This window comes from Shimia sp. R9_3 (assembly GCF_017743755.1).
GTDB lineage: Bacteria > Pseudomonadota > Alphaproteobacteria > Rhodobacterales > Rhodobacteraceae > Shimia.
Genome location: NZ_JAGHRP010000001.1, coordinates 213,215 through 225,611, shown reverse-complemented (window position 1 = coordinate 225,611; position 12,397 = coordinate 213,215). Strand labels below are relative to the sequence as shown.

Annotated in this window: 12 protein-coding genes; 6 read left to right on the top strand and 6 right to left on the bottom strand. The window is 58.8% G+C overall.

The genetic code is table 11. The features are described 5' to 3' along the window. Positions 1 to 8: 8 nt before the first annotated feature. The 4 genes from ugpC to J7412_RS00960 all read right to left on the bottom strand — a co-directional run bounded on the left by ugpC (position 9) and on the right by J7412_RS00960 (position 4,202). Positions 9 to 1,106: a sn-glycerol-3-phosphate ABC transporter ATP-binding protein UgpC gene (gene ugpC, locus J7412_RS00975; protein ID WP_209076185.1), complete on the bottom strand. Its 1,098-nt coding sequence runs from the start codon at positions 1,104 to 1,106 to the stop codon at positions 9 to 11. 93 nt (positions 1,107 to 1,199) lie between these two features. After that, the gene (locus J7412_RS00970; protein WP_209076182.1) at positions 1,200 to 2,405 is read right to left on the bottom strand and encodes a sugar ABC transporter substrate-binding protein; all 1,206 of its coding nucleotides are present in this window, start codon (positions 2,403 to 2,405) and stop codon (positions 1,200 to 1,202) included. A 20-nt stretch (positions 2,406 to 2,425) separates the two neighbouring features. Beyond that, positions 2,426 to 3,268: a carbohydrate ABC transporter permease gene (locus tag J7412_RS00965; RefSeq protein WP_209076180.1), complete on the bottom strand. Its 843-nt coding sequence runs from the start codon at positions 3,266 to 3,268 to the stop codon at positions 2,426 to 2,428. A 1-nt stretch (position 3,269) separates the two neighbouring features. Beyond that, complete coding sequence (locus J7412_RS00960; RefSeq protein ID WP_209058048.1) at positions 3,270 to 4,202, bottom strand: sugar ABC transporter permease; 933 nt, start codon at positions 4,200 to 4,202, stop codon at positions 3,270 to 3,272. Positions 4,203 to 4,419: 217 nt separating this feature from the next. Here J7412_RS00960 and J7412_RS00955 point away from each other — a divergent pair, with 217 nt between their 5' ends. The 5 genes from J7412_RS00955 to ilvA all read left to right on the top strand — a co-directional run bounded on the left by J7412_RS00955 (position 4,420) and on the right by ilvA (position 9,904). Next, a complete protein-coding gene (locus J7412_RS00955; protein WP_209058040.1) occupies positions 4,420 to 5,175 on the top strand; it encodes a GntR family transcriptional regulator in 756 nt (251 codons plus the stop codon). Continuing rightward, the gene (locus tag J7412_RS00950) at positions 5,144 to 6,973 is read left to right on the top strand and encodes a beta-N-acetylhexosaminidase (protein ID WP_247743714.1); all 1,830 of its coding nucleotides are present in this window, start codon (positions 5,144 to 5,146) and stop codon (positions 6,971 to 6,973) included. Before J7412_RS00955 ends, J7412_RS00950 begins: the two co-directional genes overlap by 32 nt. Before the next feature lie 118 nt (positions 6,974 to 7,091). Beyond that, entirely contained in the window at positions 7,092 to 7,718 is a 627-nt protein-coding gene (locus J7412_RS00945; RefSeq protein ID WP_209076177.1) for a hypothetical protein, read from the top strand. 159 nt (positions 7,719 to 7,877) lie between these two features. Next, complete coding sequence (locus J7412_RS00940; RefSeq protein ID WP_209076175.1) at positions 7,878 to 8,627, top strand: hypothetical protein; 750 nt, start codon at positions 7,878 to 7,880, stop codon at positions 8,625 to 8,627. Between the two features lie 38 nt (positions 8,628 to 8,665). Next, complete coding sequence (ilvA, locus tag J7412_RS00935) at positions 8,666 to 9,904, top strand: threonine ammonia-lyase IlvA (RefSeq protein ID WP_209076172.1); 1,239 nt, start codon at positions 8,666 to 8,668, stop codon at positions 9,902 to 9,904. Between the two features lie 163 nt (positions 9,905 to 10,067). On the opposite strand, the gene J7412_RS00930 is transcribed toward ilvA, so the two are convergent. Next, positions 10,068 to 10,391 (bottom strand): Hpt domain-containing protein, encoded by a 324-nt coding sequence (locus tag J7412_RS00930; RefSeq protein WP_209076170.1) that lies wholly within the window; start codon positions 10,389 to 10,391, stop codon positions 10,068 to 10,070. 167 nt (positions 10,392 to 10,558) lie between these two features. Between J7412_RS00930 and J7412_RS00925 the strand changes: the two genes are divergently transcribed. Then, positions 10,559 to 11,827: a SpoIIE family protein phosphatase gene (locus J7412_RS00925; RefSeq protein WP_247743713.1), complete on the top strand. Its 1,269-nt coding sequence runs from the start codon at positions 10,559 to 10,561 to the stop codon at positions 11,825 to 11,827. A gap of 63 nt (positions 11,828 to 11,890) precedes the next feature. On the opposite strand, the gene J7412_RS00920 is transcribed toward J7412_RS00925, so the two are convergent. Further along, positions 11,891 to 12,328 (bottom strand): NUDIX hydrolase, encoded by a 438-nt coding sequence (locus J7412_RS00920; protein WP_209058028.1) that lies wholly within the window; start codon positions 12,326 to 12,328, stop codon positions 11,891 to 11,893. Positions 12,329 to 12,397: the final 69 nt, after the last annotated feature.

The following is a 12,397-nucleotide window of genomic DNA, read 5'->3' as shown; positions in this document are numbered from 1 at the left end:
GCTTATCCTCAGGCCACCAGCGCAGGCGCAGATTTGCGGCGCAGCACCTGACCGTTGCTTTGGAACACATGGCAGTCCTCCGGCGCGACCGTGAGGTTCAGGATTTCACCTTCACGCACCGGCGCGTCTCCGGGCAGGGAGGCGCAGAAGCGTGTGCCATTGCCAATAGTGCCATAAGTGATCGCCACACCGCCCAGACGTTCCAGCACATTCACCGTAATATCGAGACCATTCTGGCCCAAAGCCACATGTTCGGGGCGAATGCCGACCTCCACGGTGTCACCAACGCTGACGCCCTCGGTCTCCACCGGCAGCGACATCTTGTGGCCGCCTTCAAGCTCCACAGTCAGCGCGCCTGCGGTGTCGAGCACCTTGGCCGGTACAAAGTTCATGTTTGGCTGGCCAATGAAGCTTGCCACAAATTTTGTGGCGGGGTGGTGATAGAGTTCCATCGGTGAGCCGAATTGCTCCACCTGCCCGCCGTTCAGCACCACGATCCGGTCCGCCATGGTCATCGCTTCGACCTGATCATGGGTCACATAGACCATGGTGGCGTCCAATTCGCGGTGCAGCTGGCTCAGCTCGACGCGCATATCCCCACGAAGTGCGGCGTCAAGGTTGGAGAGCGGCTCATCAAACAGGAACACTTTGGGTTCGCGCACAATCGAGCGGCCAATGGCCACGCGCTGGCGCTGACCACCCGAAAGCTGTCCTGGCTTGAGCTGCAGTTTTTCCGTGAGTTGCAAAACTTTGGCGGCACGCTGCACACGTGCGTCCAATTCAGCTTTCGCCATCTTCTGCACACGCAGCGGGAAGGCGATATTCTCATAAACACTCAGATGCGGATAAAGCGCGTAGGACTGAAACACCATCGAGATGCCGCGGTCCACTGGTGCGGCGTGGCTGACGTCGTTGCCGCCAATCACGATGGAGCCTGACGTGGCTTCTTCCAGCCCGGCAATGATGCGCAGCAAGGTGGATTTGCCGCAGCCGGATGGGCCGACAAAGACCACAAACTCCTTGTCCTCAATTGCGAGGCTGATGTCATGCAACACTTTGGCGGTGCCAAAAGACTTGTTGATTGCATTGAGGTTGAGCGTCGCCATGGCACTGTCCGTCTGTCTGAGAAGGGATTGATAGAGAGGAGGAATTTCACCCCGGGCGCACCGCAGAAGGCACGCCCGGAGCAGGGAGACCGCTTAGAGCGCGTCGTCGAGCTCTTCAGCGGCGATGGTGACAAGGTTGTCCACGGTGTCATCCTTCAGGATGATGCCCTGCACCATGTTGGTGAACACCGACTGCAGCGATTTGAAATCTTCCACAAGCGGCTCCGGACCACCGGTCGCGATGGAGGCTGTGAAGGTCGGCCAGATGCCATCCGCGTAGTAGAGATCTTCTTTGCCGAGCTTGGAATAATCCAGGATCGGGGTCAGACCCCAGCTGCTGTCCAGATCATACTGGCTGTCACCGGAGGTGATGCGCTTGGCCAGCTCCTGCGCCAGATCTTCGTGACCTGAACCTTTGAACACCACGATGGAGTCGGTGATCAGGATCGAACCGGAGGTGCCGGAAGGGCCAGCAGGCACAGGCACAACCTTCTGGTTGATGTCTTCGTTGTGCTGGTTGTGACCCCATGGGCCGGAGACATACATCGCGATCTGACCGTCGTTGAACAGGTCACGCAGCTGGTCACGTTCCCATGCGGTTGGGCCGTCCTGCGCCACATCCACGAGCTTACCGTAGAATTCCAGCGTCTCGCGGGTCTCTTTGCTGTCGAGCATGTTTTTGCCCGACGCGCTGTCGATCACCGCACCACCGTTGGAATAAAGGTAGTTCAGGAACTGGTGCATGGTGTTGTCAAAGTCTTTGCCCGCAAGGCCTACGCCCGCCGCATCGGTGTTGTCCACCACGCCTTTGGCCAGATCATACATCGCGTCCCAGGTGGCGGGCGCTTCACAGGCCTGACCGGAGGCTTCGATGATGTCACAGTTCAGATAGAGCGCCTTGGTGGAGAAGGCATGCGGGTAACCCCAGGCGGTGCCTTCCACGGTCACAGTGTTCAGAACACCGGGCTGATAAGGTGTGCTTGGGTCGATTTCTGCCGGAACGATCAGATCATTCTTGGCCAGCTGGCGCAGGGTACGGCTGCCCATATAAGCAATGGAGGGCGGATCACCGGCTGCGGCGAGGGTCAGGGATTTGTCCTGGCATGTGCCCCATGGTACCGCTTCCAGGTTCACCTTTACGCCTTCGTAGTCGGCCTCAAACTGATCGACCACCGCTTGGTCTGCGGCCCGGACTTCGCCGCCGCACATGATGAAATGAACTTCTTTGTCCGCCGCCATGGCCGTGCTTGCCACGCCGGACAAAAGGGCCGCGCCCAATGTCAGTTTTACGCTTTTCATAAATAGTCTCCCTTGTTTGATTATTCTTTCACGGCGCCAGCGGTGAGGCCGGCGACGAGATACTTTTGCAGGAACAGGAAGATGACCATAACAGGCAGAACACCCACCAAGGCAGCGGCCATCATCTCATTCCAGGTCACCGTTTGGTATCCGATGAATTCATAAAGACCGGCAGGCAGCGGCTGCAGCTCGCGGGTCTGGTTGAATGTGATTGCGAACAAAAATTGCTGTGCGTAAGCGCCGATAAAGACGGCCACGCCCACCACGATCAGCCCGGGCACCGCCAGCGGCAGCACCACCCGGCGCAGGGTGTAAAGACGGCTGGCACCATCCACAAAAGCGGCTTCCTCCAGCTCGCGCGGGATTTTCTCCAGATAGGAGCGCAGCAGCCAGATGCCGGTCGGAATAAGGAAGGCGACGCCGGGAATGATCATCGCCCAATAGGTGTTGAGCAGCCCCATGGTGCGCAGCACGCGGTAAAGCGGAATGAGCAGCACCGCCCCGGTGAACATGTTCACGCCGAGAAAGATGCCAAGGCTGATGTTTTTGAAAGGAAACTCCAGCCGCGCATAGGCATAGGCCGCAGGCACCACAAAGACCATGGTGATCGCCGTCACGGCGCTGGCGATGAAAATCGAGTTGAAGATATAGCGGCCGAGCAGGGGCACCGTGACCCACATGTCGCTATAGGCCTGCAGGCTGAAATCATCAGACCAGAACTGATAGGGGCTACGGAACAGGTGCTCCAGCGGCCGCAGGCTGGCCATGAACATCTCAAAAAACGGCAGCAGCATAAAGGTGAGGAAGACAGCAAGCGCGGCGTAGATCCCGACCAGTTGCAGCTTTGTGTAGCGATCCATCATGTCACTTCACCCCGTAGCGTTTGTTCACTTTGTTCAGGAAGAACAAGTAGATGAGAGAGAAAATACCGAGCAGGAGGACGATGATGACAGCACGCGCTGCGCCTTCGCCAAACTTGTAGTTGCCAATCGCCACCTTGTAGGTGTCCACGATCATCGTGGTGGTTGCGCCGCGTGGGCCGCCTTCGGTCAAAATCCAGATGATCTCAAAGCTGTTGAAGGTGAAAATCGCGGACAGCAGCGCCATGGAGACAATCACCGGCAGGATTTGCGGGATGGTGATGCGGCGGAAGCGGTACCAGCGCCCGGCGCCATCCACCCAGGCGGCCTCATAAAGATCGCGGCTCACGCCCTGCATTGCAGCAAGGAAGAACAGCGTCACCATCGGCGTGCCCACCCAGACGTCGGTCACAATGGCCGAGTAGAAAGCGGAGGTTTTATAGGCGAGGAATTCAAACGGCCCATCGGTGATGCCGAGCTTCATCAAAGTGCCCGACAATACGCCGAAATAGCCGTTATAGAGCCACATCCAGCCGATACAGCCAATCGCGATCGGGATCACCCAGGGCGGCATCACCAGCACCCGGAAGAGCGCACGGCCCGGAATGGCCGCATTGAGCAGCACCGCCCCGATCAAGCCCAACACCAGCTTCAGCCCGACACTCAGGAACATCCAGTAGAACGTCCGCACAATCGTTTGGTGAAAGCGGCGGCTGTCGGCGAGATCCTGATAGTTCTCAAGGCCGACATAGCTTTCGCCGCCAAGTCCGGCCTCCATGAAAGAAAGACGGATGGTTTCCGCCAAAGGCCAGGCCACGATCACGGCGATGAAAAGCATCGCGGGCCCAACCAGCAGCCAGCCAAAGAGCCCCTCTGGCAAAGTGCGGCTGCGCAGGCTGGCGCTGTCTTGTGGCGCCTGAGCGGAGAGTTCGGCCATCCATATCCCCCATGGTTTTCATCGGCTCTTAGTGGAGTCGAATCAATTCATGACAAATATGTTAACCCAATCAAACCAAAATGCTACCAATACAATACCAAAAAAGAATTACCTTGAATAACGTATGAAAAACAGTCATTTCGTAAGGAGTTCAGCCTGCCTCATTGCGTATATTTTGCAAATTGGTATTGTTTTTGAAACCACATGAGGGCCCGTGATGGAAACCGAGACATCTCTTTATGATCCCAGTGTCTGGCACCGCGCCGGACGTGGGCCACGGTATCAGCAGCTCTATCGTCACATCGCCGCAGAGATCCGCAGTGGTGGCCTGCAACCCGGTGATCAGCTCCCGCCGGAGCGCGATCTGGCGGACACCGCAGACATCAGCCGCGTGACCGTGCGCAAGGCGGTGTCATTGCTGGTTGAAGAGGGGCTGATTGAACAGCGGCGCGGCGCAGGCTCCTTTGTGGCGATCCCGTCGCCCCGTCTGGAGCAGTCCCTGTCCTCACTGGTGTCTTTCACCGAAACCATGCGTGCCCGCGGGATGCAGGCCACAAGCGAAGTGCTCTCGCGCGGGCTGTTTTCGCCCAACCCCGATGAAATGGTCACGCTGGGGCTGGCGGCGCATGAAAAGGTCGCGCGCATCAACCGTTTGCGCAGTGCTGGCGGCACGCCCATCGCGCTCGAATATTCCTCTCTGCCGCGTGACATTCTGCGCGACCCCGAGCAGATCGACACCTCTCTGTATACGCTCCTGCGCAAGGACGGCAGCGCCCCAACCCGCGCCATTCAGCGGGTGACGGCGCTCAATCTGTCGCCGTCTGATGCGGATCTGATGAAGCTGCCTGAGGGCTGCGCGGTCTTGCAGATCGTGCGCACCGGCTACCTCGCCTCAGGCCGCCCCATCGAGCTGACGCGCGGACTGTACCGTTCAGACATTTATGACTTCGTTTCAGAGCTCAGATTGGATTGATATGCAGTACGAAAGCCGCCTCATTGGCAAGGAAATCCTCTGCACCTTCACACCGGATCGCGCCTTGGGTGCTCCGGTGTTTTGTTTTTCAGGCATGGCCCCGTTTGAGGTGGTGTCCGGTGGCACAGTGATCAAAGAGCTTGGCAGCTATACGGAAATCCAGCTGCCCGATCTGGCGGCCAATGCGCCTTACGAGCTGACCATCCGCTACGCCAAAGGTTTTCACCCCGCCAACCGTGCTTGGCTGCCTTTGGGCCCCTTTCTGCGGGTGGCTGGCGAGGCGATCCCTCTGCCCAAACCGCCTTCGGGGTGCCGCCCGCAACCTCTTCCGGATCTCGGCCCGTTTCCCGGCCTGCCGCTGGTGCCGCAGCCGCAAAGCTGGGTGCCGTCCGGCGGCACGCTGTCACTGGACGGCATCCAATGCACCCATCCCGCGCTGGAGGCGGTTGCCGCGCTGGCAAAGCGCAAAAACTGGCGCTTTCAAGGTGATATAGAGACTGATCTTGCGCTCGCAGATTTTGCTGAAGATGCCTATGAAATCGAGATCACACAGCGGGGCATCACCATCCGGGCCGGCGATTACGGCGGGGTGTTTTATGCGGGCATCACGCTTCTGACGCTCCTGCAGCAAGGGCCGCTGCCCTGTGGCACCCTCAAGGACGCCCCGCGTTTTGGCTGGCGCGGGCAACATCTGGACACGGCGCGGCATTACTATGCGCCGGAAACCATCTTTGAGCTGCTCGATCTGATGGCTTTGCTCAAGATGAACCGCTTTCACTGGCATTTTGCTGATGATGAGGCTTTCCGTCTGGAAATCGACAGCCTCCCCGAGCTCTGGCAGAAGACCGCCTTTTGTGGTGAAGGCCATCTGCTGCCCGGGCTGTTTTCCGGCGCGCTGACATCCGGCGGCAGCTACTCCAAGGACACCGCCCGAGCCATCATTGCCCATGCGAAGGCGCTCAATATAGAGGTGATGCCGGAAATCGAGGTGCCTGCCCACGCCATCGCGCTTACCCATGTGTTCCCAGATTTGCGCGATCCAGATGACACCGGCACGGAGACCAGTGTGCAGGGCTATAGAGGCAATGTGGTGAACCCGGCGCTTGAGCGCACATGGGAGGTGCTGGAGACGATCATGGCCGAAGTGGGCGCACTTTTCCCCTTTGGTCATGTGCATCTTGGCTGTGACGAACTGCCGGATGGCACTTGGATGGGCAGCCCGCTGGCCCGAGATTTGATGGCGCGTGAAGGGTTGGAGACCGCCGATGATCTGCTAGGTTGGACCATCGCGCGGCTCGCCGCCAAAACCACCGCGCACGGATTCCGCCCCTGCGCGTGGGAGGAGGCTGCAAAGGGCAACAATGGCGGCATCGGCAACGGCGCGCTTCTGTTCAGCTGGACAGGGCAGGGGCCCGGCCTCGCTGCGGCCCGGGCAGGCTATGACGTGGTGATGAGCCCGGCACAGCATGTTTATCTTGATATGGCGCACACCGATGATCCGGACGACTGGGGCGCCAACTGGGCCGCCTATGTTTCTCTCGCGGACACCATCGCCTGGGAGCCTGTGCCGGAGTCTGAACTTGCGGAGCGTATCAAAGGGGTGCAGGGCACCTTCTGGTCAGAGTTCACCACCGAAGACGCGCAAATCTGGCCGATGCTGATGCCGCGCATGCTCGGCGTCAGCGCCAAGGCCTGGCAAACTGCGGATATTACCACTGAAGCGCTCACGCAGTTGGCCCATTTGTATCAATCCGGCCTTGGTCCGCAGGTCTGGTCACAGCAGGCAGATCAGCCGTGATCTGCGGATAAATCTGCGCAAGTGATTGTAAAAATTTAAGGATTTATCAGGTCTCGATTTAACCTTTCTTAACCTTGATGCGTCGTACTGGTCCCTGGGATTATTTTGGGGAAGACCGATGGCATATGTAAAAGGCTATTGGCTGTTTGACACAATGACAGCTGGCAAACCTGCAAACGCGGCTTTGGAAGTGCAGATTTTTCCAGAGGAAAATCCGCCGCTTGGCCGGGGCAGTGTGGAATACCGCTCGGCGCTGGGCGTGGTGAACGGCGCGTTTTTTGAACATCACGGCGCAACCTATTTTGTGCCCGACGATCACACCGGCTTTCCGACCTTGGCCCGTGGCCGGGTTCTCAGCTTTGAAGAACCGTGGGAGCAGGAGGCCGCCGCTGGCCATCTTCACCCGCCGCAGGCCGAGCTGACCGAAACGCTGGTGCAATGGATGTGTGATTCCGAAACCTTCGCCTTTGCCGGAGAGTATGACTTTGACGTGGTGCCGGATTTCCGCATCGAAGGGGCTGATCGCGACCAGCTGGATGTCTCTTTGCTGACCGATGCCCGCGGCAAGCCGGTCAGCGTTCGGGATGTGGCCGTGCGGGCAGACCGTTACGGCAATGCGGTGCTGATTTTCCCTGGTGGAGAAGGCATCACGCTCACCGGCGTGAACCCTGCGCGCCTCAATGAGCCGACCTTGATCGCCATGGGGATCCCCAGCAGCGCACAGGTCGACGCGCTTCTGGCCTGAGCCTGACGTGTCGCAAACTGAAAGTTGCGCGATGCACCCAAAGCCGCGCGTGTGGATGTTATACATCACGCGGGCGGCTTTGCGCCGACGGCCCCGCTTCTGACTTGAGATACCTCTAACGCGATCATAGCGTCTGCGCAGCTACTTAGAGGTGATGAGATGCAGGGTTGGAAACTGTTCAAACATGCTTTTGGCATGGTCATTCGCAACTGGCGCGAGGCGCTGCGCATCTTTCTGGTGCCGGCGCTGCTTGGGATTGTTGCCCTTGGCCTGATTGTCGGGCTGATGTTTGCCATTCTGCCGCAATCCACCTCTGAAGACTTCCCTGAAGCCGCTGCGATCCTGGGTTTTCTGGGCATGTTTGTGGTTTCTGCGACGCTGGCAACCTGGTGCGTTGTGGCGTGGCACCGCTTTGTGATCCTTGAGGAGATGCCACAGGGTTGGCTACCCACCTTTAACGGCGGTCAGATCCTGGCCTACTGGGGGCAAATCCTGAAGCTGTCTCTGGTGGGTGTGGTGGTTGGCGCTCCGGCGGTATTTATCGTGACGATGCTGCTGCGCACGGCGCCCATCCTTGGGATTGTGCTTGGCATTGCTGCGTATATTTTTGCCGTGCTGGCCTTCATGCGTCTGTCCACAACACTCCCCGCAGCCGCCATTGGCAAACCAGCCACATTTGGCGAAGCGTTTGCCGCCACCGCTGGCTCCTGGGGATCGCTCTTCCTGCTGCTTCTGGTCTTGGTCGGCTGTCAGGTGGCGGCCCAGTCGGCCGTGTTTACTCTGAGTGCGATCACGCCAACATTGGGTGTCCCGTTTTCCATAGCCACAACCGTCTTCCTGTCCCTACTCAATGTCAGCATCCTGACAACGCTTTATGGGCACTACATCGAAGGCCGCAGCATCGACTGACCCTTGCCAAACGGGGCGGCTTAAGTCACTGAAGGCGCATGAGCGATTTTCGTACCTGTGCCCGCACTGCCGAAGCCGCCATGCGCAGCGTTTTCCCCGCCACGCCTCTGCAGCTGAATGCCCACCTCTCTGCCCGCTTTGACGCCGATATCTGGCTCAAGCGCGAAGACCTCACGCCCGTGCGCTCCTACAAGCTGCGCGGCGCGTTCAACGCCATGCGCAAGCGGCGTGTGAACACGCCAGATCAGCGGATTTTTGTCTGCGCCAGCGCGGGCAACCACGCCCAAGGCCTGGCCTTCATGTGCAAGCATTTTGGCGTGCAGGGCGTGATCTTCATGCCGGTGACCACGCCGCAGCAAAAGATCTTCAAGACGCAGGTGTTTGGCGGCGACAATGTCGAGATCCGTCTTGTCGGGGACTATTTTGACGACACGCTCGCTGCAGCTCAGGCCTATTGCTCTGAGGCAAGGGCTGCCTTTCTGTCGCCCTTTGATGATGAAGACGTGATTGAGGGGCAGGCCACGGTCGCCGCCGAAATTGAATCCCAATTGGGCCGCGTGCCGGATCACATCATTCTGCCGGTGGGCGGGGGCGGCCTGTCGTCGGGCGTTTACAGCTATTTTGGCGATCAGACCCGCTACACGCTGGTGGAGCCTGAAGGCGGCATGAGCTTGGCCGCGGCTCTGGATGCCGGGCATCCCGTGACGCTGGCAAATCTTGACGGCTTTGTCGACGGGGCGGCGGTGGCCCGGATTGGCGACAAGACCTTTGCCCGTCTCGCGAGCCTGTCCCATGAGGATGTGCTGGCCGCGCCCGAAGACCGGATCTGCGCTACGATGATCGAGATGCTCAATGTGGAAGGCATTGTGCTGGAACCCGCAGGCGCACTGGCGGTGGATGCGCTAACCGATGTGGCCGACCAAATCCGCGGCAAAACCGTGGTCTGTGTGACATCGGGCGGCAATTTTGATTTTGAGCGTCTGCCCGAAGTGAAAGAGCGGGCGCAGCGGTTCTCCGGTGTGAAGAAGTATTTCATTCTGCGCATGCCGCAGCGCCCCGGCGCGTTGCGCGACTTTCTGGAGACCCTCGGGCCGGAAGATGACATCGCGCGCTTTGAATATCTGAAGAAATCCGCGCGCAATTTCGGCTCGGTTCTGATTGGCATTGAAACCACGAGGTCTGAGAATTTCGACGCGCTGTTTGAGCGAATCAAGGCCGCTGGGATGACCTTCACCGACATAACCAACGATGAAACCCTGGCCCAATACGTGCTCTGACCCTCGGCTTTGGCGGACCTGTCGGCAGGTCTATGCCGATAGAGGCGTCACAACCCTGTGAGCGGGACAAAGGCAAAAGCGCTGCACCACATCAGTGGGCGCAGCGCTTTTTGGAGGAGGGACGTCTGAGTTTTTGCGCCAGAGGCGCAGGTTCAGGATGCGATCAGGCCGCAGCCAGAGTTTGAGCAAAGACGTTTTTGCTCTCGGAAAAGGCTGTGAGAATCGCCTCAAGATCGACGGATTCGGCTTTCCCAGCCGCTGCAGCGGCCTCGCCAGCTTGGCAAAGTTGCGAAAACGCCCGAAAACCAAGGTTCAGCGCGCCACCTTTCAGGAAGTGCAGGTCGGCCTCAAGGTTGGCCAGATCCGGACCGTCCTGAAGACGACCGATGACTTCCTCAACTTCGTCGAGAAAGAGGTCCACAACTTCATCAAAGTCCTCTGCGCCGATCTCTTCACGCAGTTCGTCAACGCGTTCCCAGTCAATCATGGGCATTTCCTCATCAGTTCCTCACCTAACAATGACAAAAAAGTATTAACAATTCCTAACCCGTAAAATTTGAACTATCTCATTTTTACTTTTGACGGCATGTTAAGGCGCACGTTCCTAGATGTCTGTGTAACCAAATTCGAAATTTGTGCAAAGGCCCCAGAGTTTTGTCGAGCACCTCTGTTCAATCTGCTGAAGATGATGCGCCTGAAACCGGCGTGATCAAGCGTGTGTTGCTGGTGGATGACAGCCGTGTGCAAAGGCGCATTCTCAGCCTGTCTCTCAAGCGGGACGGCTATGATGTGATCGAGGCGGCCTCTGGCATGGAAGCGCTGGAGATTTGCCGAGAGGATCCGCCGGATCTGATCTTGTCGGACTGGATGATGCCGGGCATGACCGGCATCGATTTCTGCGTCGCCTTCCGCCAATTGCAGACAGAAACCTACGGCTACTTCATCCTCTTGACCTCCAAGAGCGAGAAAACCGAGGTTGCACAGGGCTTTGACGCCGGTGCTGATGATTTCCTGACCAAACCGGTGAACGGCTATGAGCTGCGCGCCCGGATCTCTGCGGCGGAGCGTATCCTGCGCATGCAGCGCGAGCTGAAAGACAAGAACAAGGTCATCACCGACACGCTGGACGAGCTTCAGCGCCTTTATGACAGCCTTGATAATGACCTTCTGGCCGCCAAGAAACTCCAGCAGTCTCTGGTGCCAGAACGCTATCGCACCTTTGACGGCGCGGCGGTGTCGCTGTTGCTGCAATCCTCCGGGCACGTGGGGGGTGATCTTGTCGGCCATTACAAGATCAGCGACACGCGTATTGGCCTATATGCGATTGACGTCTCAGGCCATGGAATCAGCTCTGCTCTGATCACCGCCCGTCTCGCAGGGCATCTTTCCGCGACCTCGCCGGAGCATAATGTGGCGATGCAGGTGTTGCCCGACGGCACCCATCAACCGCTGCCGCCCGCAGAGGTGGTGGCGCGTCTTAACGAGATCATTCTCGATGAGATGGAGACCGAGCATTACTTCACCATGCTGCTGGCCGATGTGGACCTCAAAACCGGCAAGGTGATCATGGCGCAGGCGGGGCATCCGCATCCGCTCGTGCAGCGTGCCGATGGCACGATTGAGCAGGATGGCCCCGGCGGCCTTCCGGTTGGCCTCATCCCCGGTGCCGAGTTCTCGCAGTTTGACATCCAGCTTGCCCCCGGCGACCGCCTGTTCCTCCTGTCAGATGGGGTGACCGAATGTCCGGACACCGGCACTGGCATGTTGGGCGAAGAAGGGCTTGAGACGATGATGGCGGATCTCAAAGATCACGATCTGGAGAACACCCTTCAGGCGCTGGTCTGGAAGCTCGATGAGTTCTCCGGTGGCAAAGGCTTCCCGGACGATGTGTCCGGTATTCTTCTGGAATATCAAGGCGACTGACCGCATCAGCACGCCTGATGTGCGCCCAGCGATAGAGCGCACATTGGCTCGCCGCCGGATGGCTTAACGCAGAAATTGCGCCGTGAAATGGCGGTCGCCGTCATTGGCCAGCTGTGCCACCGCATCCTCAATATCCATCCACACCGCCGTATGTCCCGGCTCGCTTGGCGGGCCGATCCGCAGCGTTGGCGTGGCCACATAGATTGTGCAGAGCTTTTCCGCCCAGAGGTCATATTCCGGCATAAAGGTGAAACGGCGAAACGCGCCCAGCCGACGCGGCTTGGCAATCCGGTAGCCGGTCTCCTCAAAAACCTCACGATAGAGCGCGACAGTGGGGCTTTCACCGGGATCAATCCCGCCGCCGGGCAGCTGAAATTCATCATGTGGTGCGCTCTGATAGGTCACCAGCATCTGCTCTCCCTTGAGTAGAACCGCATAGGCCCCGGGACGCATCCGATACCGTTTGTCCGCGCGCGGCGGTGTGCCAAATCGTGGAATCATCCGTGAAACCCCTTTTTCCGGCCCTTGCTGGCCCTATATAGTCGCGGTATGGCAAGGGAAGGCCGATAA